Genomic DNA, 24,908 nt, shown 5'->3' with positions numbered 1-24,908 from the left:
GAAATGCCAACGCATTAACTAGCAAAGGGCAATTTTGGACCGGCTTCAAAGCATACTATTAGACAGTTTAAGATCGTTTCCGACTAGTGGAGGTACCATTTAATCACCTCCTCACACTGCCGCCACAATTAGCGGCTGCTTCGCAGAACGGCCCGCCACGCCTTTTTTTGCAGACTTATGTCCAACGATTCGCTGATTTCATCCCAGGCCCGACTGGCGTCCACCAGAGCCTCTTCAGGGGATTTCTTCTTTTCCAATACCGCGATCACCTCGCGGTCGAGTGCCTCCCAGTACTGCTGGGATCCAGGCAATCGAAATCCGGGGCGGACGTAAGTATTTTGCAGTTCCGTCACCAGCAAACTTTCGTACTCAGCCCCCTCCCCCGACAGACGCCCTGCGCCTCCGGCAAGATCATTGGAGTTCCGTGCGGTGACGGTGAACGAGGGAATCGAACGACGGATCTCCGCCGTTCCCTCCCCTGCGGCCAACCAAGTCAAAAAACGCTCCGAAAGCGAAGTTTGCCGGCACCCGCTCGCGATCGCTCCAACCCGGGTATAGGGTCCCAGCAGTACCCATTCCGAACGGGAATCGACCTCGCGAGGACTCCACTCCCCTTTGCTCGATTCGTAGACTTCGCTTGTGGTCGGCAAGCGGTCCAGCACCACATCCACCGTCTGCTCCAGCGGCTCGGCATTGGTGATCCAAGTGATCGCGACATCAAACCGTCCTTTCTGCACTCCCTCCCAAACCTGCTCCGGAGTCAATCGTTCCTCGGGATACGATTCCGCGGCAGCCGCCAACTCTTTTAAAGCTCGCAGATACGGAGCGGTCGCCAGCGCCGGGGTCAGCTCACCCATAAACATCCAGGAAGAATCGCTGTAGCCGTTCGCTCTTGCCAACAGCGCCTGAGCCGCCCAACCATCGGCCAGCGGCTCGGCGGCTTTGCCAGGTTCCAGGTTCTTGATTTGGCGGCCGTAACTTTCCCAGGTCCAACGGCTCGGTTCGTCCGGTTTTGATTCAGCGGTTTTTGATTCGGCAAGCGCGGGAGGATGCACCAGGATAGGTTGCATCGCCCCTAGCGGGACTCCGTAAGCTTCATCGCCCAGCCGCATCGCCCCAAATTCAAGAGCCGGAAAGAAATCGATCCTGGCGCCGTCCGAATCGCCTGTCGGCGAAAACAATGAACTTCGCAGCCTTCGGATCGCCTGCACGTCAACCAAACGGCCGGTATCGGACGAGAAGTAAACGATCACGTCGTGTCTTCCCGCTTGCTTGACCAAATCCTCCACGGCATTTTCCGGGGGGACCACCGTAAAAGCGAGCACCTGATCGGAAATCAGGCTCCAAGAACGCTCGATAATCTTGGCTTCTTCAGGCTGCCCGACGTACAAGATGCGCAGCGGTACCTCCGAAACCGTTGCGGTCGAAGGTTCGACGGCCGGTTCGGGCTGCGAGCACCCAACCAGACAGCCGACGCCAACCACAAAAGAGAGCATTAAAACCCACGAAATCGTCTTCCTACGGATCACATTCTGCACGCCAATTGCCAATCATTCAGTTGTCGAATTCGGTCGTCCGGGGGACATCTACCAACAGTTTACGTATTATATTGATCGCTTGTTCGATACGTCTTTTCACATTCCCCACCAGCGGTTGGTTACGTTTGATGAGTTATTACTTAGGCATTGACATTGGTACAAGTGGTACCAAATCGCTTCTCATCGATAGCGAAGGGACGGTGCATGCCGAAGCTTCCGCAGAATACCCGCTTCATCAGCCGCGTGCCGGTTGGACTGAACAAGACCCCGAAGATTGGTGGAAGGCGACGATCCGAACCGTTCGGCAAGTCATCCAAATAGCCAAATGCAAACCAGGCGATGTCCGCGCGATCGGCTTGAGCGGCCAAATGCACGGATCGGTCTTCTTGGACAAGCAGGACAAAGTCATTCGACCGGCGCTGCTGTGGAACGATCAACGAACGGTCGCGGAATGCGATGAGATCACGACGCGTGCCGGTGGCCGAAAAGCGTTGATCAAAATGGTCGCCAACCCTGCCCTGACCGGATTCACCGCCCCCAAGATTTTGTGGCTTCGCAACCGCGAACCGCGGAACTTTGACCGCTTGGCAAAAGTCCTGCTTCCCAAGGATGAAATCCGTCGTCGCCTGACCGGCGAATACGCTTCGGAAGTAAGCGACGCCAGCGGGACGCTGCTGCTAGACGTGGTCAAACGAAAATGGAGCAAAAGACTGCTCAGCAAACTAGAACTGGATCCGGACCTTCTTCCCCCTGTCTACGAAAGCGAGGACGTCACCGGCACCCTTTCAAAGGAAGCGGCCGAAACGTTGGGATTGACGACCGACTGCAAAGTCGTTGGCGGAGCGGGCGACTGTGCAGCGGGAGCCGTTGGCAATGGCGTTGTCAAACGAGGAATCCTCAGCACGTCGGTCGGAACTTCGGGAGTCATGTTCGTCCATAGCGACACTCCACAATACGATTCGGAAGGTCGCCTCCATACGTTCTGCCATGCCGTGCGAGGCAAATGGCACATGATGGGCGTGAACCTAACCAGCGGAGGCGCCCTGCAGTGGTGGGTCGATTCGATCCTTCAGGGGTTGTCCGGAATTGGCAAAAAGGATCGCTACCAAGGAGCGACCAACGAAGCAGCCAACGCCGCTGCCGGGAGTGGTGGCCTGTTGTTCCTGCCTTACTTGAACGGCGAACGAACCCCTCATGCCGACCCTTCGGCACGCGGCGCATTTATCGGATTGAACACGACGCACCAGCGAGCCGAAATGACTCGGGCGGTAATGGAAGGAGTCACCTTTGCACTCCGCGACAGCCTGGAAATCATCCGCGGATTGGATGTCCCCGTCCGCGAAATCCGAGCCTCCGGCGGAGGCAGCAAAAACCCACTTTGGCGACAGATGCAGGCCGACGTCTTTGGCAAAAAAGTATCGACGTTAGAAGTCGAACAAGGGCCCGCGTTCGGAGTCGCGCTATTGGCTGCCGTGGGGGACCAGGCCTACAAATCGATCGCCGAAGCGTGCAAGGCGACCATCAAAGTTGCAGAACAAACTCCCGCCGACCGCAAAGCCACCAAGACTTACAACCAGCTGTACCCGATCTACCAGCGACTGTACGGCAACCTGAAGGAGGACTTTGCAGAACTAGCAAAACTGCAATAGCCGCGAGGGCGGCTTCGACGTTCACTTCTTGCCAAGCAATTCTTCGATCTTGGCAGCGGCCACGGCCAGCGAACGGGCAGCCATGGCAAAATTGGTGTGCCCGCTGACTTCGGGCTGGATATCGACATACAGCTCCGTCGCCCGCGACAACCGTTTCCACTTCTTCTTTGCCATCTTCAGATAGGTGGCTGCGTCTCCTTGCGAAGCCGCTGGCCCGACGGCCAGCAGCACATCGTATAGGTCGCGAACAACCGACTGCAGTTCTTCATCATCCTCCACTTCATCACAGTGCTTTAGGAAGGTTCGCACCATCCAGACGTGACTGAATTGTTGGTCGATGGCGGTCATCTTCGCCACGGGATCATCGGCTGCATTCGGCATAGCTACAAACCTGTCACTCAGTTGTCAGGATCGTCATCAACAACCACGGGGGCTGTCGTTTCGGCCACATCGGCTGCCGACGGTTCCGCCGTGACGACTTTCTTGGGCGGCCCATGTGGCGCAAAACCGGCGGTCAAACAAATTCCAACCGCCACCAATGCCATCCCAACCCACATCAACGGATTGATCGAATGCCCCGAGTGACTGAAGTAGGAAGCAAGTGCATTGATAGAAACCGCTCCGCCGAAAATGATCGGCATCACGTAGGAGGGACTGCCCCCCGCTTTGGTCAGCGAAAACGTCAACCCCAATGCTCCCAGGGCTCCCAAGCAACCTGCCAGGAATCCCCATTTCATTGCCGGGACATACTTCCCTGAGTAATCGAAGTTGTCATTGAACACGTATTTCATCATCACCGCACCACCGATGATGGCGATCACTAGGTAAGCGATCCCGATGAACAAGTAAGGCTTGAACGGCCCCCATTCTCGGTTTGGGGAACGCGCGTGCGTCAGCGTTGGGCCATACATCCCCCAGCACAAAGCAGCAAACAGTGCACAAGCGATAGCGAACCAGGAAATGTCAGAAAACTTCATCAAGCGGCTCCAGCGATTCTGGGTCGGGAAGGAAAGCGGCGTGACCAAAAGGACACGGGGCAGGTATTAAACGCGATCCGGCGATTCGTTGCAATTGACCACCACCCCAACGAGCTGTCGCTTTCACCGGAAGCGCAGAAAGATTGTAGCCGTTCGTTCCGCGAAAGCAGCTTTGAGGGAGCGTTCTTTCGCGGCGTGATAGGTGACAATCCCCAGGCGAGGCGTTACGACGATCGCTTTCGTTGATCCAGGCGTTCGCCGACTGGGGGGCGAATCGGCAGAATCAGGCCGCCTCGCTGATCAAGCTCTTTGAACAACTGCGTTCGCATCGCTTCAATCCGATCCTGATAGCCAGGCACATCGATCAAATTGTGGCGTTCCACAGGATCCGTTTGCAGGTCATAGAACCCATCCTGGTCCCAGTCGCCGTGGTAGTAGATGTACTTATAACGATCGGTCCGAATCGCCAGCGTGGTCGGCGTCGCGGGGAAATTCCATTCCCAGTGGTACTCGTACAGCAGGTGGTCGCGCCACGCAACGGACCCCGCATCGTCGGCGGACCAAAGCGGCTGCATCGACCGCCCATCCATCGCGTCTTCGGCGACCTGCACGCCGCAAAGATCCAAGATGGTTGGAGCGATATCGATATTCTGAACCATCTGGTCGTAGGTGCTTCCAGCAGGAATCCGTCCGGGAGCCATTACCAATAAGGGGACTCGAATCGAAGTTTCGAACGCATCCCGTTTGTCGTAGAAGCCGTGCTCACCAAGATGGAAACCGTTGTCTCCCATATAAAACACGATCGTGTTTTCCAGTTGTCCGTTTTTCTCCAGTGAATCCAATACCCGGCCGATGTTCTCATCCAGCCCATGAACGGTTTCACAGTAATTGTGATACAGCTGGTCAAAATCAGGAACGGGATCGTTATCAAACGGTCCGGTCTGCATGTGATCGATACCGTGGATACTGAATCGCCGATCGCGAACCCAGCGTGGCTGAGTCCGATAATTGCGTTCGGTATTGGCCATCGTATCGGGATAGTCGATCTTCTTGTCGGCATATCGTGTATCGTGCCGCGGAGCTGGCTGGAAGGGATAGTGCACCGCCTTGTACGACAGATACATCATGAAAGGCTCCGTTTCCGATTTCCGCTGCTGCAGCCAATCGACAGCTTGGTCGGTCAAAATATCGGTCGTGTATCCCTGAAAATCTTTCCGCTGTCCGTTGATATTAAGCGTCGGATCGTTGTAGGTCCCCTGCCCTGGGAAACTGACCCAGTGGTCGAAACCGGGACGCGGGTCGTCGTTATCGTGCCCCATGTGCCACTTGCCGACAAACGCGGTCTTGTAACCCGCCGGCTGCAGTTGCTCGGGAAAGAACCGAGTCCCTTCAGGAATCCCACGCTGGTTATCAACCACCTGATGTCGGTGCATGAATTGGCCCGACAGAATCGATGCACGACTGGGCGAACAGAGCGAAGTCGAAACGAAGGCATTGCGGAAGTGGGCGCCCGCTGCCGCCATCCGGTCCAGATTGGGGGTTTCCAAAAAGGAGGGGCAAGAATCAACGCACCCCATGAAATCAAAGCGATGGTCATCGCTCAGGATAAAAACCACATTCGGTGGCGCCGCGTTGCCAACAACGGCCGACAAACAAAGACTCAAAGCCGAAATCGACCAAAGGAGAAATCTCATGACGCAAGGATCCCGAGGAAACAAACAACCCAACAAATCGACACCACAAAATAGTCGATCGACCCGTCCAATGGTAACACGGAAAGGTGCCCAACCTGACACTTTGTCAGAAGCAAAAGGAACAGGTCGCCACCAGGAGCTCGCAAAGAGAAGCCTCGGCCACCGCCTGCGGAGAATGTTCTGAAGCGGCGAGAATTAATTCTTAGCGGAACGGCGCAAGCCGTCCGGCCTTCTTGCGGATTGGTCAAGGGACAGGAGGACTCGCGCCCAATGCCATCCACTTTCTTAGCGGAACGGCGCGAGCCGTCCGGCCTTTTTGCGGATTGGTCAAGGGACAGGAGGACTCGCGTCCAACGCCATCCACCTTCTTAGCGGAACGGCGCAAGCCGTCCGGCCTTTTTGCGGATTGGTCAAGGGACAGGAGGACTCGCGCCCAATGCCATCCACTTTCTTAGCGGAACGGCGCAAGCCGTCCGGCCTTTTTGCGGATTGGTCAAGGGACAGGAGGGCTCGCGTCCTTCCGCTAAGAATTAAGAATTGGAGTTCGTGATCACCTCTTCGCGTTACGGCGATCGAAACGGTCCTTTGAAAAATCAGGAAAAACGACAGAAGGTTCGATTTTTTTCGCCGGTGAGGTCCCTTACTTATCCATTAAAACTTGGCTTTTTTTCGAATTCCGAAGGCTAAAGCAAGCGACCGCCGTCGACTTAAATGGTGACGCTCCGGCGGGAACTTCGTTCCTATTAAACATTCCCTTGACGCTATGGTTAACGGGATGCTGGGAGGGCTACCCAGTTAGTTTTATTTTGCGATGATAGCGAAATAGAGGAATTAGAAACGCCCAGCCCCGTCCTCAGACCCTCCACTGCCAAACGCTGCCGGGAAAGTACCGTGCCTCATTCAACGACACAGCCAATCGCATGTGTTCTAGGTCATCCGATCGCCGGGAACCCATCCCAATTTGCGATTGAACGTGCCTTGGCGAGCGATGAATCGGATTGGCGGTTCCTCTCTTTAGACGTCGCCGCAGAAAATCTGGAAGATGCCATCCGCGGTGCTAAGGCGCTTGGGTTTCGCGGCCTATTGGTCGCCGATCCACATCAACAGGCAGCCTCCGCCTACTGCGACCAATTATCCCCCCATGCCGAGAGCACCGGGTTGGTCGACACGATTTCCCGGACCGCTGAAGGGGCGTTAGAGGGGCACTGTTTTCTGTCTCAGGCGATTGCCGATGCGATCGCTGGTCCTTTCCCCGAACCGGAACGTCCTGTCCCGCTGACGATTGGTGTGCTGGGTGATTGTCCGACCGTCCTGGCTGCCCTCCGGCCGATCTTGCAATCGGAATCGGTTCGTTGCCGAGTCCAACCGGTGGCCAGTGCGATCTATGAAGACATGCCAAACGTCGAATCGGTCGAGAGCATCGAAGAACTGATCGATGAATCGATTCACATTCTCATCCGAGGTGTGTCGAATGGAAAACCAGCTTCGGTCCCCGCACGGTTGCTCGACCGGGTCGGAGCCCCAGCGTTGGTAATCGACATGGCAGAATCGACCAGCACGTCACCATTCGCCCGCGACGCGCAACAGCGAAACCTTTCGGCGATTACCCGGCTGGACCTCATGATTGGCCAGACCGTCAGTGCGTTGCAGTGCTGGACGGGAAGAGTCCCCGATGCGCAGATCGTCCGCGAAGCTTTTGAAGAATACCTCGAAATCTAAGCGAATCCACGTTTTTGGGGACGTGCGATTTATAAGTTGGCGGTTTCCAAGCGGGTTGCAGTGGTCTGGCAACCGACCAAAATCCCAACCCGCTGCGTAAGTTTTGAAGTTGCGATTTTGAGGTGATTGCTGTGGTCAATCGTCCTGATTTCCGTACGCTTGCGGATGCCTCAAATCACTCGGCTATTCCAGCACCTTTTTAGCGCCAAGTATCGAGAGTTCCGTTTCCGGGTTTGCCCCGGCGGACTCACAACTGGCAGCTACCTTGTTGGGCGATCAAGAGGCATTAAGGGTAGCTGCCAGTTGTTGCCCCGGACCGGGACAAGCCCGACGGAAACAAAGTAGCCGACACCAAAATGCGCAACATCAAAATGCGTAAGTGAGGGTTAGCGGCCGGCTCTTTCGGTCCCTTGCTTACAGGCCTGTCGCTTATCGGCGTGTCGATTTAGTCGAAAGCGTAGCGACTGTCCGCAAGCGCCTATTCACAATCGCAGGCAGAGAACCGTTTGTGACATGCGGGACATTCTTCCGATTGGCAATCGGGCGAATGATAATTGCCGACGCTCAAGCCACACTCGGCACATTTTTGCGCGGCGTTGATCACCGAAACCTGTTCGTCTCCGACACGAACCTTCTTGTATTCCTGGTCATTGACCAAATACGTGTCGCAAGAATCGCCGTCGGCAAGATCGCCTACAAAGCTTTCATCAAAGATCACAGGTTCCCAGTTCCAAGGTTGCTCCCAACCTTCGTCGCCGCCAAGAAATGCGACGAACGCTTGTTGAACCGTCGCCAGAGTCACTTCGCCACTGGCGGCGAAGTGTTGCGTGTGGGAACCGGCTCGGTATTCCAACTGGTAGGAATTTTCCTCGCCTTGATAAACCTGAATGTAGTGTTCGTTCCCCCGATCCAGGATCGCGTACTGGTCGACTTCCAGGCTACTCAGCCCTTCCACAACCGGATCTTTGGCGGGATTTTCTAGGTAACGATCTTCATTCAGATTAAAAATCACTATTAACGACTCCGCTTAACTGCCGCAAGAACTTCGTCCGAAGTGGCGCGACCACCATGGGTCTCACTCGTTTTACTCCAAGCCACTTTTCCGTCTTCGGTCAGGACAAAAGTCGAAGGGTAAGAGGTTTCGCGAGACGCGTCCCAGCGCAAACCCCATGCATCGATCATTTTCATGCCCGGATCACGGACCATGATAAAGGGTTCTGGCAGGACTTGCTCACCCAAGAAATCTTCGGCATGTTTTTCCAACAAACTTGGTTGGCCGGGATAAACGAATACAACCTTTGCGTTCATGTCCTTAAACGTTTTCGCGTGGCGAACCAGATCACCGACTTGGCGACTGCAGGCGGGGCATTGGGATTCTGGATAGCCGCGTAGTACCACGACCACAACCGGTCCGTCTCCCTGCCAATCGCTTAACTGCAACGTTTTATCGCTACCCATCTGTGGCAATTCGAACCCGGGCGTTTTCTGGCCGACCTTCGGTGGATTCGGGCCAGCGGCAGTCGCCACCGTAGCCGAACCACTCAGTACAAAACCAACGGCCACAGCTAAAACAACACACAATTGACGCATAACGTTTCTCTCTTGGTAGGTTTTAAAGAACACAGCCTGATCGGGGAGCAGGCAATCGTATTCTGTTCAATGGCTAATCACCCCGTTCAGCCCGCTTCCGTTGACTGTATTTCTCCATAAATTTCCGTTCACCTCGGGAGAGTTTGCTTTCGCCCTCGCGATGGATTTTTTCTAGGATCCGGTCCGCTTCGGCGTCATCATTACGCCTTTTCTTATCGGGATCGTGCAATCGCAACTTCGGGCCACGTCGCGGCCTTGAATTTCCTTGGCCCAACAAAGACGCGGGGGTCCATTTTCCCAGCTGGATTCCTTGCAGATGATAAAAAGCGGCAAACGCCATCCCAACAAGGTGGACGTCGTAGGCGGTTCCGCCCGTCCCGCCAACCGCTCCCATGACATTCAGGATCGCGAAACCGACCGCTGCGATCCAGGCCTTCACCGGCAAAACGAAGAACAACAGGATCGTTGCATGTGGGAAGAGGAACGCAAACAACACGGTGACCGCTTGGACGCCTCCTGAGGCTCCCAGCAACGGGATGTCTGGCGACAACCCTGTCAAAAAGGCTCGAGTCCCCCAAAACAGGCCACCCAAAAAGATCGCAACGAGGTAGAACCGCAAGAATTCCATCCGTCCCAGTTGCCGCTCTACCGTATTTCCAAAGAAGAATAGGACAAGCATATTCCCCCCAAGATGCATCAAATTTCGATCATCATGGGCAAATCCATAGGTCAAGAATTGCCACCACATCCATGGTTTCGTCAGGGTGTCAGAATGGACCGACATCAAATCGAATAGAAAAGAGACCCGAACAACCTGCCCCGAGGGGAGTTCGGTCGTTCCTTTCAACAGGGCATTCAGCACAAAGGCAGCGACATTCACCACGATCAAGATCGTGGTCATCGAACGCCCGGACAGCCCCAGCGACGACCCAAGGGAGCCCCCCTGAGACGGTTCATAACGAGAATAATCGCGATCGTACAAACCCATACTGGCTGCATCAAAAAGGAGGAAAACTGATTTCGAACGGTTTTTGTCTATGGTAGTGCTGCAACGGACCCTTCGGCTAGACGGTCCTGCGGTTTTGCGATCGTGGCGGAGACCTACACGCCAAAGTTGCTTCGTTTCACCAGCGGCGACAGGCAGGACTACGCGCTCCGCCGCTGTACGAGTAAAACGTACAGGCATCATGGCGTCGGCCGACAATCTTTTTGCGATTCGCGTCTCGATTTGCCTCCGCCGCTTTACCAGATCTGTTCCCGCGAACCCTCGGCGATACCTCCCATGTCAAATGTCCAGCAACTTGGTCCCGTCGTTGGCGTCATCATGGGCAGCCGAAACGACTGGGAAACCATGAAGCCCGCGGTCGAGATTTTACAGTCGCTGCAGATCCCCTGCGAGAGTCGCGTCGTTTCGGCGCATCGGACTCCGGTTGAAATGATGCAGTACGCAAGTTCCGCCGCCGAACGTGGCCTGAAGGTGATCATCGCCGGAGCGGGCGGCGCGGCCCATCTGCCGGGAATGGTCGCTTCGGAAACCATCCTCCCGGTGATCGGCGTTCCAGTCCAAAGCCGAGCCTTGCAGGGACTGGATTCCCTTCTTTCGATCGCTCAGATGCCTGGCGGGATTCCGGTCGCCACCATGTCGATAGGAACTTCAGGGGCAAAAAACGGGGCCCTGCTGGCAGCTCGAATCCTCGCTTTGCATGACAGTGAACTTGCCTCCCGTCTTCAGGCGTTCATCCAAAAACAGCACGACGACGTTATCGCCTCTGCGGAGCTTCCCACCTCATGCTAAATGCCAAAACCGATCCCGATTCTGCCCTCAACCCCAAAACCATTCGTCCGGGAGCCACCATCGGGATGCTTGGCGGAGGCCAACTGGGCCGCATGTTTTTCCTTGCCGCAAAGCAAATGGGCTACCACGCGGTCGTCCTAACCGACAGCGAGGGAAGTCCGGCAGCGCTGGTGGCGGACAGCGTGATCGTGGGCGACTACACCCCGCAGAACCTGGAGAAATTGGCCAGCCAGTGTGATGTGGTCACGCTTGAATTTGAAAACATCCCGGACGCCGCCGTTCAGCACCTTGCCAAACGCGTCCCCACTTTTCCGCCCGCGAGCATTCTCCGCATCGCTCAAGACCGGCACCTTGAAAAACGGACTTTGGCCGAGATGCCGCTGCCGGTCACCCCTTTCAGGACGGTCGAACACCCGGGAAGCGAAGCGGGGATCAAGGAACTGAGTGAAGCGGCCGCCGCATTTGGATTTCCCTTAATCCTCAAAACGGCTCGCAGCGGCTACGACGGAAAAGGGCAGAAGAAAGTTGCCAACCAAGAAGAATTGATCGCTGCGGCAAACGAATTTGGCAACGAACGGATTGTGGCCGAAAAAATGATCGCGTTCGAACGGGAGGTTTCCGTCCTCGTCGCTCGCAACCAGCAAGGAGAAACCGCCGTCTATCCGCTGATCGAAAACCAACACCGCAACCATATCCTGGCAATCAGCCATTCCCCTGCAGCGGCATCGCCGGAAATCGAAAAAGCAGCCGTTCAGATTGCCGAGACCGTCGCTAAGAAACTGGACTTGGTCGGAATCCTCTGTGTCGAACTGTTTGAGGTTCCCGGCGAAGGTTTGATCATCAACGAAATCGCCCCGCGTCCTCACAATTCGGGACACCTAACGATTGAAGGATCGTCGACCAGCCAATTTGAACAGCATGTGCGAGCGGTCTGCGGGTTACCGCTTGGCGATACGTCACCACGCTGCCCCGCCGCGATGTTCAATCTACTGGGCGACCTGTGGGGAGACGACGGATCCGATCCGCCATTCGAGCAGGCTCTGACAGTTCCCGGAGTTAGCCTGCACCTGTACGGCAAAACCGAAGCTCGCCCCGGACGGAAAATGGGGCATCTGACGGCGGTCGGAAAAACGGTCGAAGAAGCGCTGCGTAGGGTTTATGAGGCGTATGAGCTGTTAGTGGAGTAGTGGAGTAGTGGAGTAGTGGAGTAGGGGAGTGAAGGAGTAGGGGAGTGAAGGAGACAAGGAGACAAGGAGAGGGGGAGCTCCGTGTCTCCGTGTCTCCGTGTCTCCGTGTCTCCGTGTCTCCGCTCTAGGTCCCTGGACGATTTCCGTACCAGTGAATCTGCTGCCGATCACAGAAGTGGAATCCTAAGGCTTCACACCATGGGCGGATCCAGCGGGCATGTTCTTCTAGCCCCTCGGCCGTCACTCCTTGAGGCATGATCCAGACCTGATCGGCCGCCAACTGCAATTCACTGACGGCCTGTTCGACGTCGGCGGCCTCTGCATGGTTGTCGACGACAAATTTAACTTGGCTGTCGAAACTATCGGCGATCAGTTTTTGGATCGCCTGCGGTTTCCATCGCCTCGATTCATGCAGCGTTTGCCAACGTTCGATCGTGGGCAGGGGGATCTCCTGCAGGTGCGGCACCTGCTCGACTTTTTCGATCGTCGGCTGACTGCCAAATCGTTTCGGGCTTAGCGACATCAAATCGGCCACGACATTCGGGGCAAGGGTCCCAGCCGTTTCGATAGTCAGATGCAGACCTACCCGACGGATTTTTTCCGTCAGGCGTTCAATTCCGCGAAACATCAACGGCTCACCGCCGGTTAGGACCACATGCTGAAGGGTCGAATCGATCGCTCCTTGGACCAGATCGTCCAGCGAGTAGGATTCGCTCTGCGGATTCCATGACGCGTAGGGAGTATCGCAAAACCAGCATCGCAAGTTGCACCCTGCCAAACGAATGAAATGGCTTGGCACCCCCGTCAGTTTCCCCTCACCTTGACGACTATTGAAAATCTCCGAGACAGGGAATTTCAGTTGCTCCGTTCGCGCAGGGGGTTCGGCGGGCTCAAACGCAGTGACTCCCCTGGCCGAAATCGGACCAGATTGCAAGAATGATCGATCTTTTTCAGGAGAATCCAACTTTGTCTGACAACTTTCAAGAAATCATGGAAACGTTTGACAATCCACGTCCCGAGCGGGACTATGAGATTGAAATTCAGTGCCCCGAGTTTACCTCGGTTTGTCCGAAAACGGGACAGCCCGACTTCGGGACCCTGACGTTTACCTATGTCGCCGATCAGAAATGCATCGAACTGAAAAGCCTGAAGCTATACCTGCAGCGGTATCGCAACGAGGGAATTTTCTACGAGCGGATCACTAACCGGATTCTGGACGATTTCGTTTCGGTCGTCCAGCCTCGACAATGCACTTTGATCAGCCGCTGGACACCGCGAGGCGGTATCAGCAGCGTGATCACCGTACGTTACCCTGAAAGTTCCAAGTAACTACCAAGCTACCGATTCACTGCTGCGACGACTGATTTCCTCGTCCGCAGGACTTAGGTAGCGAGTCGCTTCCTCAGCAACCAGGACCGTATCCCCCGAGCTAATTTCGGCTCGGAAGCGATGCAAACCGGCTTTGACGGCCTGAGCGACGATTCGCAGTTTCACCGTTTGCCCTGGATTGATCTGCGGGATCGAATCGAAGACGACCTGCCCCGTGCTGACCTTACCGGTTTGGCCTTCGATCCGTGCCGGTTCGATGTTGTCACTAAAGTGAGTCAGTGCGGAAACGTCACGAGCCGCTTTCGATCCACGGTTGTGGATGACCAGTTCGTAGACCACATCTTCACTGACCGGAGCTGGTGCGGGCGGGTCATTGATCGTCAGGACCAAGTCCGCGATCGCTTCGACCTTGGTGGTCAAAGAAACGGCCGCTTTACCAGCCGCCGTCCCCTGGCACTGGAATGCCAACAGGTGGGCTCCCGTCTGATTCAGTTTGCAGCGAATCGTAAACTCGCGACTCTCGCCAGCTGCCATGTTGCCGACTTCCCAGCGAAGCATGCCGGCGGCCGATTTCGCATTGGTCAGACCATCGAGGTATTCGACGCCTGCAGGGATTCGCAGCTGAGCCGCAACGTTTTCGCTGGCAGCCAAACCGGTGTTTTTAATCTGCAACCGATACGTCGCTTCACCATTTTGGTAACGCAATGGAGGCCCGGTCAGCATCGCTTCCAGCTGAGCCGCTGCGACGCGAATGGTTTTCGTTTGCTCGCTTCGCAGCTGCAGGTCACCGGTCGCCAAACCGTGGATCTTCAATTCGCCTAGGTCCTGAGCAGTCAATTCAACTTCGAATTGAGCTTCTTTTCCCGATGGAATCGAACCTACTTTTTGAGTTTGCGGAGTCGCCGAATTTGGCGACAGCGTGAAGACGACATTCGCAGCGACGCCGTTGCCAGGATTCAGGACACGAACCTTAAAGGTTTCCGATTGGCCGAAGACCACTTGGTCGGGCCCCTCGATCATGATTTCCAGTTTGGGTTCGTGGACGTTGACCATCAGATTGTGTTTCTGAGGCAACAAAGTCCAGTCGACATCAACACCAAAGGTGCCCGAGCGATTTGCTTCGACCTGCAAAGTCAATTTTTCGGTCGCTCCGGGAGCCAATTTGGCAATTCGCCACATCAGTTCGGATGATTTCGCATCGCTTTCGGTATCGATTTGCCCGACCGAGGCCGCTTTGTTGCGAACGACGATCCAGTCGGGAATGGAGGTTCGGACCACAATCCCGGGGGCTGCGATCGCTCCGCGGTTCTCGACACGGATGACATATTCCGTCGGCTGACGGATCATGATCTGGGCAGGCCCCTCGGCGACGACACGCAGTCCAGGGATTTCGACGGGCAAGCTATGGGTACGTTGCTCAACAATTTCAGCCGTTTTTGGCAGTTCGCCGTTCTTGATCCATTGTCCCTGAGCGCCAGGAATCGACTTCGTCTCTTTTGGGGATTTGGTATCCGCTGCGACGCCCGACCCGATCGCGGAAGGAGATTCCAGTGCCGGAACCTCGGGGGCGACAGGCATTTGTAGGATATCGCTAGGAGAGCTGGGGACCGCTGGCGTTGGGCTGGAACCTTCAGGGAGTCCCAGGGTCAGCGCATTTTGGCTTGGTTTAGCTTGCACAGGTTTCCGCACGGCCAATTCGGAAGCGGGGATCGACAGCGTCGACGCAGGTCGCTTCGTTTCAGGTGCGGCCGGAGCGGGACTTGGCGAAGCTTGATTCCGTTTCGCCAAGCTTGGCGGCATTAGAGCGGGATGACCGCCAGACGGATTAGCGGAACTTGCATTCTCCGCAGCACTGGGAATTCCCATGGGGCGATTTGCACCCGATCCGGCGGACGCTGGCTCGCGCTGAGCCAAACGATCCCCGACGGGATTTTCACTTGTTGGTAAGGCTCGCTGCTGCACTGAAGGTTCGTCATCGATTGTGGTTGCACGGTTTCCGATGCCTCCACCAGCCAATTTGGATTGCTCTAAATCGGATGAGGAAAGGACTTCGACGTCCATCGGGTCCAGATCGCGGCGTCCCGAACGACGACTGCTGTATGTGGCGGAAAATTCATCCGGTTCGGTTCCGATCGTGGTCTCTCGGACCACAGCGGCCCGCGTCCCTTCGGATTTATTGACCTTGCTAACCGGCGGCGGCGTAGGCACGGGCCCCAGATTCGACCCGCTGCGTCGTGCGCTTTCGGATCGCGAAAAGACACTGCCGGCTCGAGACGAAATTCGCAAATTCGACGGATCCGCAACCGGATGCGTCGTCGCGGATTGACCGTGCCCCGAAGTCGGTTCGTGGTAGGGAACTCCGGTCCAGTCCGCAGGTTCACGGCTCTCGTCCGGAGGAATGGCACGCGTTCGCGGTTCCTCATCGCTCCGACCAAAACTCATCAATCGACCGAGCAGACCGGGCGACTTTTGCTGAGTATTGGAATGCGAGGAATGGGCCGACGGCTGTTTGCCAACAACCGGTCTTACCCCCTCATCACTGTAGACATGCTGAGCAGCTAACGGCTGGGCGTATAACCCGACCAGGATGGCAAATACAAACAGATTCTTGGGGGCGCCGAACATGCGCAATCCTCGATAAAAGGAACGTCTATTGTCTCAGTCCTAAAATTCGGCTGTCCGGTCGTAGGAATTGAACCTTTTTTGCAAATGGTAACGATTATCCCGCTGACAACGATTATTCGGAGGTCGCGGATTGGGCGTCAGACAGTACACTGACCTCTGAAACCGGTTCCCCAGCCGGGCTGAATTTTCCATTTATCCACCAAGCCAACCGCACAAAAAAGCCATGAGCGACCGCCGTCACAAAATCGAAGCGATGCTGGCCGAGGATCCCAGCGATACGTTCCTACAATACAGTCTGGCAATGGAACAACGCAGCGAAGGGCTGAACGACCTAGCCGTCGAAGGTTTCCGCAAACTGACGCAGGCCGACCCTCCTTATGTCCCCGCCTTTTTTATGGCCGCTCAGCTATTGGTGGATCTGGACCGGATCAGCGAAGCAAGAACCTACCTGCGAGACGGAATCGAACAGGCGCGTCAGCAGCAGGACACACATGCCGCGGCCGAAATGAGCGATTATCTAGCGATGCTGGGACGCGAAGGCGAATAAGCGGATGGAAAAATCGGACGCGATCGTCCTCCGCACGATCGAATTCAGTGAAACCAGTTTGATCGTGACCCTGCTGACAAGGGAATTCGGCAAATTGGGAGCGATCGCCAAAGGGGCCAGACGCCCCAAAGGGCCCTTCGAAAGTGCCCTAAACCTGTTGTCGGTCTGCCGAATCGTGGTGATTCGCAAAGCGAACGACAACCTGGATCTGCTTACCGAAGCCAAATTGGAACGCCGCTTCCGAGCGACTGAACTGCCGGGGCTGACGCAACAGCAGCGTCTGAACCGTCTTTATGCAGGCTATTATATTGCCGAGATGCTCCGGTTGTGGACCGACGACAGTGACCCACATCCCGATCTATACGACGCCACCCTACAAACCCTTAAGCGAATCGATGGGGATGCCCCTTTGGGGGCGTCGGTCCTAGCGTTCGAACTCCAAGCAATCCATCTGCTGGGCCATGGCCCACGGACCGACAGCTGCGTCGACTGTTCGGCTCCGATGGACCATCGTTCCCCGAATTTCGACAAAAAAACGGTCACTTTTGGGTTGCTTGAAGGTGGGGTTTTGTGCGATAGGTGCAGTCCGAATCACCATCAAACCGTTGTCTGCTCACCAAATGCATTGCAAGCATTGCAAAAAGGGCTCTGTTTGGAAGGTATTCCCCCGGAAACTTTCACGCCGGCCAACTATAGCGAACTCCGCCCGTTGGTCAGCCGATACATAGTAACGATGTTAGGGTTTGTACCGCGGATGAGCCGCTTTCTGCCAACCGCCGTCGACGTTTAGAGGACAAGGATGTCTGTCGCGAAAATATTGTTTTCCAAAAAGATTCAGCGAATCCATTGCCGCAAAACGTTGGTCGCACTATCGATCTGCTGGTTGGGACTTAGTGGCTGCCAGTCGCTGACGGGAAATCGTTCTGCAGAGACGCGAACGCTTGAAGGGCCGCCCCCTGCAAATCAGCCTGTTTCGTTTAACGAAACGGCTGCTTATGAAGAGGACGAAGAATCAGGTATTCGGGCTACTACGGAATCATCGACCAATCGCGTGGTCAGTTTTATGACCGGGCGTGAGCCTCTAAACAAAGCAAAAGCCAAAGAGCTGTATCTAGAGGGGGATCGCGTCTTTCGTTCGGCCGCGGGCCTACCCCGTGACCAAGCCAAAAAGAAGTACGAGGAAGCTGCCAAGTTGTTCATTCGATGCGGCCAAGCTCACCCGGGATCGGCGATCGAGCAAGATGCCTTGCTGATGACCGGTGAAAGCTACTTCTTTGCGGACCGGCTGACGGATGCCGAGGACGCTTTTGCAAAACTGCAGAAGGAACATCCCCGCAACCAACATAATGACCGCGCCGCCGCTCGTCTGTTTGAAATCAGTCAGTATTGGATTGAAACCGAAAAGGCGGGGAACAGCACCTGGATGCCGCTGAACTTCTTTGATCCGGCTCGACCCTTCATCGACGCCGATGGGCACGCCATTCGAGTCCTGGATAACATCCGTTACAACGACCCGACGGGCGTCCTTTCCGATGATGCGACGATGGCGGCCGGCGTCGAAAAGATGCGTCAGGAAAAATACCAGGACGCGGACGATTTCTTCACCGATCTTCGGCAAACATTCCCCGACAGCGAGCACCAATTTAACGCTCACATCATGGGGCTACGTTGCAAACTGTTGATCTACGCCGGCCCCAGTTACAGCGGGGTCATGCTGGACGAAGCGGACAAGCTGCTGAGCCAGACTCGCAAACGTTTTCCGGACCGCATGTCCGATGCAAAGCTGAGCGAAGAATTGGCCCGGATCGGAGCCGAAATCGATTTCAAAAAAGCTGAAAAACTAGAAAACCGGGCGGCCTACCGAAAACGGCGAAGTGAATACGGAGCCGCTCGTGTTTACTATCGCGAGATCCTTGAAAAGCACCCTTCGACTCCTTTTGCTGACAAGGCAAGAGAAGCGCTCGCACAGATGGACGGGAAACCGGATGTCCCTGGACGTCCACTCGACTGGGTCGCCGATCTCTTCCCGACTGAGCGTCGCAGTAAACCGCTGATCCTTTCCAACGATGCCGCGCTAAGTCGCTAGATTCGATTTCCATTTCATCCATTGCCCCTCGATACCCCCAGACGATGGCTATGCCGTTTGCTCACGGTACGAAACATCTCGGTAAAGCCAAACAGGCTTCGGCGACAGCCCCATCAGGGTTCCGCAGTCGCCGAACCTTGCTTGTTACGTTGCTTGCTGCAATCGCATGCGTCGGCTGTGCTGGTTATCAAGTTGGCCCGTATGCGATGTTCCGAAGCGACATCCGCACGATCTATGTACCGATCGTGCGAAACGATACGTTTCGCCATGACTTAGGGGTTCGTCTGACCGAAGCCCTGATCGTCGAAATCGAATCTCGTACGCCCTATAAAGTAGTCGGCAACCCGACCGCAGACAGCACCCTCAGCGCCCGCTTTGTGACGCAAACCAAACGAGTCCTCACGGAAACGTCCGGTGACGATCCGCGAGCCTTGGATGCGATCCTATCGGTGCAGGCAACATGGATCGATCGTCAGGGAACTCGGCTGATGGAAAATCAACTGATCCCCGATGAAAGCTTGATCTACACCTTCACGCAAGGCGGGCGTTTCGTCCCCGAAGCCGGTCAGCCGATCGAAACGGAAACTCAACACGCCATCGACGATCTCGCCCAACGAATCGTTTCCCACATGGAAATGCGTTGGTAGCCGAACGTTTCGCGAACTTCTTTCCGTCGGTTTCTCAGAGCGTCCGCGAACGCCTGCCAGCCAGACCGCTGGCGCGAAGCTTGACGCGCAAGAGCGTGCACTTCGAGCGCTTGACCACCGTCTAGCGACGGTAGCTACGTTTTTCGCTGTGCGGCGATTGTCTTGATGCGCCCTTATCTTGCGACTGTGTTAAAGAAGGCTCCGCTGCACATCGTTTCTCGCAGCCACTGGTGAGATTCCCTGCTGCGAATAATCCGCATAGTCACCGCGACCGACTAGGTCACAGGAAATCGCTAGCGGTTTCGCAACCAGTATCTTTAGCTAGCACGCAAACCCACCCGATAGGTTTCATTAGTGCCAAAGCCCACAGCCCCCCCACAACACCAACACTGCCCAAAGAACCTATCGGGCACGGGGATTCAGGCTGACGGGACGCTCAAAAATTTTATTGATTGAAAGCGGCTAATTTCACGGCGCATGCGTCGCCCAGCCTTTTATTTATCCCACCCAATTATTTAGCAAACTCGTCAGATCTGTGAACGGATCTAGGAAGCCGCGACGAGGTTTGTCAGGAGGACACGAAGATGAAACTTCGCCTACGCGTTTGGTTAGCTGGCATGGCTATTTGTTTGTTGCCCAGCCTTGCTCATGCTCAACACTTTTTGAATCAGTGTTCAGCCCATCCAATCTTAGTTTCTAGCGGTCTGACCGCAGATCAAGCGATCGCTCCCACCGCGATAACGCTGGTCTCCAACACTTCCAACTCCTCCACCCCGGCGGCAGCAACGGACTCCAGCGCCCCGTCTGATCTTCCTGGAATCCGCTACTGCACCCCTGAAGCGGAAGCGGCCCCCGCCTCTTCCAAAGCCGCTCCAGCCAAAGCCGAACTGAAAGCAAAGGCCAAAGCAAAAGCAGCCAAACAGGCTGCTGCAAAGGCCGAAGCAAAAGCGGCCAAGCAGGCCGCTGAAAAGGCTGAAGCCGAAGCAGCCAAGCAAGCTGCCGCGAACGCCGAAGCTGCCGCTCTCTTCGCTGCCGTGACCGAAGAATCAGCTCGGCTGGCAATCGAGGCGGCCGAAGTAGAGGCCGCCGAATCCGCGGCACTAGACGCCGCTTTGGCAATCGCCCTGGAGCGGCTGGCGATTGAAGAACCGATCGACGTCCCCCCCCTTCGTGACGAAGCAGCTGAAGCCTCCCCGGTTGCTGTTGCGACGAAGGCCCCCATGAAGAAGGCACCGCTGAATGATTCACCCGTGATCTGCACGCTGCGGGCTCCAGAGGAATACCTACCCTACGACTTGACCGCCGCGGACGCACTACGCTGGCAGGTCTTCGCAGGTGGCATCCCTGTACCCCAACGCCGATTGCGAATCCCAAACCAGCCTGCCGCGACCGACTCCATCGTTCACAACGAGTCCTCGCTGCACGCTTTGTATGGACCGGGTGAAGAGCCACTCGCCAGCGTGGTCCCGCCAAAACCGAGCGTCGTTGCAACGGCTGCAGAACCACAGGGACCGATGATCCCAATGGACTGCCTGTTGGACGAACTGGTATGGCAGGTCAGCGGTGCCTTGGCCGAAGAGGGATGGCTGCGAGAAAACCTGCAAGCCGAATCGATCGGAACGCAACTGCCTGGATTGGTCTTCGCAGCAAGACACCAAGCAAGCGAAATCCTGGTTCAGATTGGACAGCAGTTCCCTGTCGCACCAGCGATTGTTGGCCCCCCTGCCGCCCCTCAAGCCTTGGCGGTTGCACTCGAAATCCCCGCCCAAGTGGGACCACCACAGATCATTCCTGATAGCGTGGTCATCGTCTCACCCTATATGCCTTCGGTCTGCTGCCCGATTCAGAATGAAGCAGACGAACGGGTCGATTGCGAAGCGGAACCAGCCGGTCGATTGGCAGACAATGTCGAATCCACCGATTCGCGTTACGACGATGGTTTTGACTTCGAAGAGAACTTCCTCGCCAAACTTGATCGCCAGGATGACGACGCCCTCACACAGGCGACTCCCCAGCCATCGAAGGAAGAAATCGATGCCAACCTGCAAGAAGTCCTCGACCTGGTTCGCTCGCTAGCCAACCCCTTCCGCAACCGAATCGCTGATGGTGCTAACGAAACGGACACCATCCAGCGATAGCGGGAAGTTGGAAGCGGGAAGTTGCATACCGCACGCTGTTGCGTGCGGTTGGAGGTGGGGGGAGTGAAGGAGTGAAGGAGTGAAGGAGTGAAGGAGTGAAGGAGTGAAGGAGTGAAGGAGTGAAGGAGTGAAGGAGTGAAAGAGTGAAAGAGTGAAAGAGTGAAGGAGTGAAGGAGTGAAGGAGTGGCTAGAAAGTGGGGTTTGAACTTTTCAGCGCGGCTAGGCGATCGGGATGGCTTGCGACGTGCTGTCTGCTGATTCAACGCTTGGCTTATGGGCTTGTTTCGATGTACTCCACCTTGTAATCGTGATCGCGTTTTCGCAGAACTTTTGCGGTTTGCACTCGATCTGGCGGCAACGAAACGTCTCCCTCCTCTTTTTCTTCCGATGGATCGATTCGATTTAGATAGGCGATCGCATCCATTCCCTCAATGACTCGACCGAACACCGTGTACTCCCCACGGCTCAAATCAAGCGGCAACAACAGGATCATAAACTGACTGCTTGCGGTATCGGGGTAGGTTCGACCAGAGTTATCGTCAGGCACTGGAATTTTTGCCATGACCAAAGATCCACGAAGCGGCGAACGCGCATCGGCGTGATCGGATTCATCAGCGATCGTTTTACCAGAGCTGCCCGAACCGTCTCCGATCGGATCCCCTGTCATTGCGAACAACTGATCCATGACTTGATAAAAAGGAAGTTCATCGTAAAAGCCATCCTCGACCAACTGGAGAAAGTTCGCCACGGTGTTGGGAGCCTGATCTTCATACAATTCGATCACAACCGGGCCTCGAGTCGTCTGGAATTCGACTCGAGGTAGATCATCGGGATCGGCAGCAAGTCGTTTTTGCTCGCTGACAAACTGCTCTTCCAGTGCACTTAAGGTACTTACCAAACGCATGTCGCAGTCCAACCGCTCTTCGGTCTGCAACGCCAAATCCAGCTCGGTTCGCGCCGTCGCAAAATCCCCGTCAACAATCAATGAACGAGCATAAACGGAGTGCATCTTGGGACTTACCGGGCCATGCGTCTGCTCGGCCAACAATTTAGCCGCAGGAGTCAGCCCCTCATACCAATCGACATTTCCGCGGTGATCGATCGTGCGAGCGATAAATTCCCACAGGAACCCGCCTCCATCGCTGTTGTATTCCAACATTTTGACAACATGATCCAGCAACGCGGAATAGGCTTGGCGGGCCGCTGGCTGGTGTTCCCGATAAACCTGAATCCGCGCCGCAGCATCTTCTTCACTTCCATCGTGGAACCGAATCAGGGCCGTTTGCATCGCAGACATCTCTTCGACCCAGGCAACCCGCAACCGCTCGTACTCTTTCTGCAGTGCCGCGGCGACCGGATCTTTCAGGAATTCATTTGGCGCCGAATCGTCCGGATCGGAAGCCTCAGCGGTTTCGGTCGTTTCCGGCGTTTCGGTGGCGGGTTCAGCCGCCTCTTCGGTTTCGACAGTCGTTTCGACGACCGTTTCTTCCTCTAATTTCTCCTGAGCGGCCGCCGGCGCAGCCGTCCCCCAGCCCCCTCCGAAGAACCCGACAGCCGCCACCAGGGTGAGGCGAGCCAACAAACGGCTAGGGGAAAGTCCGACCAACATTGAACGACGCCACAAGGGGCTGTTTTGAATAAGAGTTCTCATGCCCTACACTACGCAACAGACTGACGAATGGTTTACTGGGCATACCCCCGCTTTCGGAGTCAAAACCCGTACTTGGAGACTTAGTGTATGGCAGGACCGCGAAAGACGCGAACTCGAACGACCCGTAAATCGGCCGATACGCTAAAAACCATTGGCCCCACCAATCTCCGCGTGATCGGTGGTTCGATGGGGGGCCGCCAAATCCGCTACAACGGTCAACGTTCAACTCGGCCGATGAAGGACAGCGTCCGCGAAAATTTGTTTAATGTCCTCGGAAAACATGCCGTCCAAGGGGCCATCGCCTGGGACCTGTTCGCCGGAACAGGAATCTTAGGGATTGAAGCGGTCAGTCGAGGAGCCGAGCGAGCCGTTTGCTTTGAATGGAATCGTCCGATGGCAAAATCGATCCAAACCGCCATCGATTCGCTCGATGCCCAAGAAAAAGTCAAAGTGGTCATCGGGGACGCGTTCCGGATGTCGCGCCACATGATGAGCGAAGAAGAAGAACCGAAGCCCTGGATCGTGTTTGTCTGCCCTCCCTATATTTTCTGGGAAGAAAAAGTCGATCAGATGTTCGACATGCTTCGCTGGATCGCCGAACACGCGCCCCAGGGGAGTGTCGTGGTTACCGAAACCGACGGACACTGGGACATGGAACAACTTCCGCTTGAACCGTGGGACATCCGCCGCTATGGGTCGACGCAGCTGGGCTTCTATGAACCTCCAGCACTCTGCGGCGGCCTGTAGGAACAAGCCATCCCAGCCGGGGCAATGTCGCCTTTCGCGGGCGACGTGCAATCTATTCGTGACGGTTTCCGAATTGGCGTGCGGCTGAGCGGCAACGCATTAGAAAATCCCAACCCACTGCGTAAGCGAGGGACCGGGAACACGGTCCATAATCCCTCGCTTACGCGGCGGGTTGGGATTTAGTGATTGTCGACTTTCGTCATCAACAAATTTCACGTCTCGAGCGGAAGGCGACACTTAAAGCTTCGCCGCCGAGAGGGCTTTTTGTTCAGCCTTCGAAGACCGCTTGCCAAATCGCATTCACTGCATCGCTTGGACGCAGGGAAAACGCAATCGTTTGAGGGACGTCGATTCCCAGGACCGTTCCCAGTTTTTTGGCCAGTTCAATATCGCGGATCCCGTGATACTGATTGACGACCTTTTCTTGATAATAAATCGTTTGCCGGTCGCTCTGAAAACCCGATTCGTAAGCTTCGGACAGTTCGTCGATCCACGATTCCGGAACACCAGCCTTGCGGCAGTGCTCCGGAGACCAGATGTCATCTCCGGTGCACTCGGTCAACAAGGCTAAGGCTCGATCACGTCGCATGGTTGTCGGCCTCCTTGGCGGCCGCCTCCCACGCCGCATCGATATGGGCGGCGACAATAAAATCGTTTTCGCTCAGCCCCTCGATTGCATGGGTCGTAAGCACGATTTTCAAGTTCCGATATCCCGTTAGATGCAGATCCGGGTGATGCTGTTCCGCTTCGGCGATGTCGGCGACCGTCTGCAGCCAAGCGACCGCCTGCACGAAATTTTTCAATTTCCAGCGACGTTCGATGCAGTTTTCACCGGGAACCCAATTCCACTCGGGAACCGCAGCCAACATCGATCGGATTGCAGGTTCCTGCAGGGCGGGGATCCCCCCCTCACAAGCCTGACAACGCCGTGCAGTCAATTCAGACCGTTGCATCACACACCACTGGGAATCGAGAAACGACTAGCCAAA

The 24,908-nt window shown here is 55.8% G+C and carries 23 protein-coding genes; 11 read left to right on the top strand and 12 right to left on the bottom strand.

What is annotated here, in order from left to right:
- Positions 1-128 precede the first annotated feature (128 nt).
- Positions 129-1,496: a hypothetical protein gene (locus FF011L_RS09580; protein ID WP_145351472.1), complete on the bottom strand. Its 1,368-nt coding sequence runs from the start codon at positions 1,494-1,496 to the stop codon at positions 129-131.
- Positions 1,497-1,666: 170 nt separating this feature from the next.
- Here FF011L_RS09580 and xylB point away from each other — a divergent pair, with 170 nt between their 5' ends.
- Positions 1,667-3,187: a xylulokinase gene (xylB, locus tag FF011L_RS09575; protein WP_145351471.1), complete on the top strand. Its 1,521-nt coding sequence runs from the start codon at positions 1,667-1,669 to the stop codon at positions 3,185-3,187.
- 21 nt (positions 3,188-3,208) lie between these two features.
- Here xylB and FF011L_RS09570 read toward each other — a convergent pair whose 3' ends face one another.
- The 3 genes from FF011L_RS09570 to FF011L_RS09560 form a co-directional block, all read right to left on the bottom strand.
- Complete coding sequence (locus tag FF011L_RS09570) at positions 3,209-3,568, bottom strand: amidohydrolase (RefSeq protein WP_145351470.1); 360 nt, start codon at positions 3,566-3,568, stop codon at positions 3,209-3,211.
- A gap of 17 nt (positions 3,569-3,585) precedes the next feature.
- Complete coding sequence (locus tag FF011L_RS09565; protein ID WP_145351469.1) at positions 3,586-4,164, bottom strand: hypothetical protein; 579 nt, start codon at positions 4,162-4,164, stop codon at positions 3,586-3,588.
- A 224-nt stretch (positions 4,165-4,388) separates the two neighbouring features.
- Positions 4,389-5,858, bottom strand: a complete 1,470-nt coding sequence (locus tag FF011L_RS09560; RefSeq protein WP_145351468.1) for a sulfatase family protein — start codon at positions 5,856-5,858, stop codon at positions 4,389-4,391.
- An 891-nt stretch (positions 5,859-6,749) separates the two neighbouring features.
- Between FF011L_RS09560 and FF011L_RS09555 the strand changes: the two genes are divergently transcribed.
- Entirely contained in the window at positions 6,750-7,577 is an 828-nt protein-coding gene (locus FF011L_RS09555) for a shikimate dehydrogenase family protein (RefSeq protein ID WP_218933108.1), read from the top strand.
- A gap of 478 nt (positions 7,578-8,055) precedes the next feature.
- Here the strand turns inward: FF011L_RS09555 and FF011L_RS09550 are convergent, their stop codons facing one another.
- The 3 genes from FF011L_RS09550 to FF011L_RS09540 all read right to left on the bottom strand — a co-directional run bounded on the left by FF011L_RS09550 (position 8,056) and on the right by FF011L_RS09540 (position 10,155).
- Complete coding sequence (locus FF011L_RS09550) at positions 8,056-8,589, bottom strand: hypothetical protein (protein ID WP_145351466.1); 534 nt, start codon at positions 8,587-8,589, stop codon at positions 8,056-8,058.
- 2 nt (positions 8,590-8,591) lie between these two features.
- Positions 8,592-9,167: a peroxiredoxin family protein gene (locus tag FF011L_RS09545; protein WP_145351465.1), complete on the bottom strand. Its 576-nt coding sequence runs from the start codon at positions 9,165-9,167 to the stop codon at positions 8,592-8,594.
- Positions 9,168-9,240: 73 nt separating this feature from the next.
- Positions 9,241-10,155, bottom strand: coding sequence for a rhomboid family intramembrane serine protease (locus FF011L_RS09540; protein WP_218933107.1), 915 nt, complete (start codon positions 10,153-10,155; stop codon positions 9,241-9,243).
- A gap of 294 nt (positions 10,156-10,449) precedes the next feature.
- Here FF011L_RS09540 and purE point away from each other — a divergent pair, with 294 nt between their 5' ends.
- Together purE and FF011L_RS09530 are read left to right on the top strand one after the other, a co-directional pair.
- Entirely contained in the window at positions 10,450-10,962 is a 513-nt protein-coding gene (gene purE / locus FF011L_RS09535; RefSeq protein ID WP_218933106.1) for a 5-(carboxyamino)imidazole ribonucleotide mutase, read from the top strand.
- Complete coding sequence (locus FF011L_RS09530; protein ID WP_145351463.1) at positions 10,956-12,149, top strand: 5-(carboxyamino)imidazole ribonucleotide synthase; 1,194 nt, start codon at positions 10,956-10,958, stop codon at positions 12,147-12,149. Before purE ends, FF011L_RS09530 begins: the two co-directional genes overlap by 7 nt.
- A 124-nt stretch (positions 12,150-12,273) precedes the next feature.
- Here FF011L_RS09530 and FF011L_RS09525 read toward each other — a convergent pair whose 3' ends face one another.
- Positions 12,274-12,912: a radical SAM protein gene (locus tag FF011L_RS09525; RefSeq protein WP_246109836.1), complete on the bottom strand. Its 639-nt coding sequence runs from the start codon at positions 12,910-12,912 to the stop codon at positions 12,274-12,276.
- 203 nt (positions 12,913-13,115) lie between these two features.
- Between FF011L_RS09525 and queF the strand changes: the two genes are divergently transcribed.
- Entirely contained in the window at positions 13,116-13,478 is a 363-nt protein-coding gene (queF, locus tag FF011L_RS09520; protein ID WP_145351462.1) for a preQ(1) synthase, read from the top strand.
- On the opposite strand, the gene FF011L_RS09515 is transcribed toward queF, so the two are convergent.
- Positions 13,479-16,103 (bottom strand): COG1361 family protein, encoded by a 2,625-nt coding sequence (locus FF011L_RS09515; protein ID WP_145351461.1) that lies wholly within the window; start codon positions 16,101-16,103, stop codon positions 13,479-13,481.
- Positions 16,104-16,326: 223 nt separating this feature from the next.
- Here FF011L_RS09515 and FF011L_RS09510 point away from each other — a divergent pair, with 223 nt between their 5' ends.
- The 5 genes from FF011L_RS09510 to FF011L_RS26235 all read left to right on the top strand — a co-directional run bounded on the left by FF011L_RS09510 (position 16,327) and on the right by FF011L_RS26235 (position 21,521).
- A complete protein-coding gene (locus FF011L_RS09510; RefSeq protein ID WP_145351460.1) occupies positions 16,327-16,650 on the top strand; it encodes a hypothetical protein in 324 nt (107 codons plus the stop codon).
- A 4-nt stretch (positions 16,651-16,654) separates the two neighbouring features.
- Positions 16,655-17,440 carry a DNA repair protein RecO gene (gene recO, locus FF011L_RS09505; RefSeq protein WP_145351459.1) on the top strand — a complete coding sequence of 262 codons (786 nt, stop codon included), beginning with the start codon at positions 16,655-16,657 and terminating at the stop codon, positions 17,438-17,440.
- 9 nt (positions 17,441-17,449) lie between these two features.
- Positions 17,450-18,736 (top strand): tetratricopeptide repeat protein, encoded by a 1,287-nt coding sequence (locus tag FF011L_RS09500; RefSeq protein WP_145351458.1) that lies wholly within the window; start codon positions 17,450-17,452, stop codon positions 18,734-18,736.
- A gap of 44 nt (positions 18,737-18,780) precedes the next feature.
- Positions 18,781-19,383, top strand: coding sequence for an LptE family protein (locus FF011L_RS09495; RefSeq protein ID WP_246109835.1), 603 nt, complete (start codon positions 18,781-18,783; stop codon positions 19,381-19,383).
- 584 nt (positions 19,384-19,967) lie between these two features.
- Entirely contained in the window at positions 19,968-21,521 is a 1,554-nt protein-coding gene (locus FF011L_RS26235; protein ID WP_218933105.1) for a hypothetical protein, read from the top strand.
- Positions 21,522-21,792: 271 nt separating this feature from the next.
- On the opposite strand, the gene FF011L_RS09485 is transcribed toward FF011L_RS26235, so the two are convergent.
- A complete protein-coding gene (locus FF011L_RS09485) occupies positions 21,793-23,172 on the bottom strand; it encodes a peptidylprolyl isomerase (RefSeq protein WP_145351456.1) in 1,380 nt (459 codons plus the stop codon).
- A gap of 87 nt (positions 23,173-23,259) precedes the next feature.
- Between FF011L_RS09485 and FF011L_RS09480 the strand changes: the two genes are divergently transcribed.
- Entirely contained in the window at positions 23,260-23,919 is a 660-nt protein-coding gene (locus FF011L_RS09480; RefSeq protein WP_145351455.1) for an RsmD family RNA methyltransferase, read from the top strand.
- Positions 23,920-24,187: 268 nt separating this feature from the next.
- Here the strand turns inward: FF011L_RS09480 and FF011L_RS09475 are convergent, their stop codons facing one another.
- The gene (locus FF011L_RS09475) at positions 24,188-24,508 is read right to left on the bottom strand and encodes a hypothetical protein (RefSeq protein ID WP_145351454.1); all 321 of its coding nucleotides are present in this window, start codon (positions 24,506-24,508) and stop codon (positions 24,188-24,190) included.
- Positions 24,498-24,872, bottom strand: a complete 375-nt coding sequence (locus FF011L_RS09470) for a 4a-hydroxytetrahydrobiopterin dehydratase (RefSeq protein WP_145351453.1) — start codon at positions 24,870-24,872, stop codon at positions 24,498-24,500. The genes FF011L_RS09475 and FF011L_RS09470 overlap by 11 nt, the downstream gene beginning before the upstream one ends.
- Positions 24,873-24,908: the final 36 nt, after the last annotated feature.

Source organism: Roseimaritima multifibrata (genome assembly GCF_007741495.1).
In the GTDB taxonomy this organism is placed as follows: domain Bacteria; phylum Planctomycetota; class Planctomycetia; order Pirellulales; family Pirellulaceae; genus Roseimaritima; species Roseimaritima multifibrata.
This window is presented reverse-complemented; position numbering and strand designations above follow the sequence as displayed.

What these genes read in the sequence shown, in the direction of transcription:
- FF011L_RS09580 (WP_145351472.1), bottom strand. Translation starts at nt 1,496, where the DNA reads ATGCTCTCTTTTGTGGTTGGCGTCGGCTGTCTGGTTGGGTGCTCGCAG.
- xylB (WP_145351471.1), top strand. Translation starts at nt 1,667, where the DNA reads ATGAGTTATTACTTAGGCATTGACATTGGTACAAGTGGTACCAAATCG.
- FF011L_RS09570 (WP_145351470.1), bottom strand. Translation starts at nt 3,568, where the DNA reads ATGCCGAATGCAGCCGATGATCCCGTGGCGAAGATGACCGCCATCGAC.
- FF011L_RS09565 (WP_145351469.1), bottom strand. Translation starts at nt 4,164, where the DNA reads ATGAAGTTTTCTGACATTTCCTGGTTCGCTATCGCTTGTGCACTGTTT.
- FF011L_RS09560 (WP_145351468.1), bottom strand. Translation starts at nt 5,858, where the DNA reads ATGAGATTTCTCCTTTGGTCGATTTCGGCTTTGAGTCTTTGTTTGTCG.
- FF011L_RS09545 (WP_145351465.1), bottom strand. Translation starts at nt 9,167, where the DNA reads ATGCGTCAATTGTGTGTTGTTTTAGCTGTGGCCGTTGGTTTTGTACTG.
- FF011L_RS09540 (WP_218933107.1), bottom strand. Translation starts at nt 10,155, where the DNA reads ATGGGTTTGTACGATCGCGATTATTCTCGTTATGAACCGTCTCAGGGG.
- purE (WP_218933106.1), top strand. Translation starts at nt 10,450, where the DNA reads ATGTCAAATGTCCAGCAACTTGGTCCCGTCGTTGGCGTCATCATGGGC.
- FF011L_RS09530 (WP_145351463.1), top strand. Translation starts at nt 10,956, where the DNA reads ATGCTAAATGCCAAAACCGATCCCGATTCTGCCCTCAACCCCAAAACC.
- FF011L_RS09515 (WP_145351461.1), bottom strand. Translation starts at nt 16,103, where the DNA reads ATGTTCGGCGCCCCCAAGAATCTGTTTGTATTTGCCATCCTGGTCGGG.
- FF011L_RS09510 (WP_145351460.1), top strand. Translation starts at nt 16,327, where the DNA reads ATGAGCGACCGCCGTCACAAAATCGAAGCGATGCTGGCCGAGGATCCC.
- recO (WP_145351459.1), top strand. Translation starts at nt 16,655, where the DNA reads ATGGAAAAATCGGACGCGATCGTCCTCCGCACGATCGAATTCAGTGAA.
- FF011L_RS09500 (WP_145351458.1), top strand. Translation starts at nt 17,450, where the DNA reads ATGTCTGTCGCGAAAATATTGTTTTCCAAAAAGATTCAGCGAATCCAT.
- FF011L_RS09495 (WP_246109835.1), top strand. Translation starts at nt 18,781, where the DNA reads ATGGCTATGCCGTTTGCTCACGGTACGAAACATCTCGGTAAAGCCAAA.
- FF011L_RS26235 (WP_218933105.1), top strand. Translation starts at nt 19,968, where the DNA reads ATGAAACTTCGCCTACGCGTTTGGTTAGCTGGCATGGCTATTTGTTTG.
- FF011L_RS09485 (WP_145351456.1), bottom strand. Translation starts at nt 23,172, where the DNA reads ATGAGAACTCTTATTCAAAACAGCCCCTTGTGGCGTCGTTCAATGTTG.
- FF011L_RS09480 (WP_145351455.1), top strand. Translation starts at nt 23,260, where the DNA reads ATGGCAGGACCGCGAAAGACGCGAACTCGAACGACCCGTAAATCGGCC.
- FF011L_RS09475 (WP_145351454.1), bottom strand. Translation starts at nt 24,508, where the DNA reads ATGCGACGTGATCGAGCCTTAGCCTTGTTGACCGAGTGCACCGGAGAT.
- FF011L_RS09470 (WP_145351453.1), bottom strand. Translation starts at nt 24,872, where the DNA reads ATGCAACGGTCTGAATTGACTGCACGGCGTTGTCAGGCTTGTGAGGGG.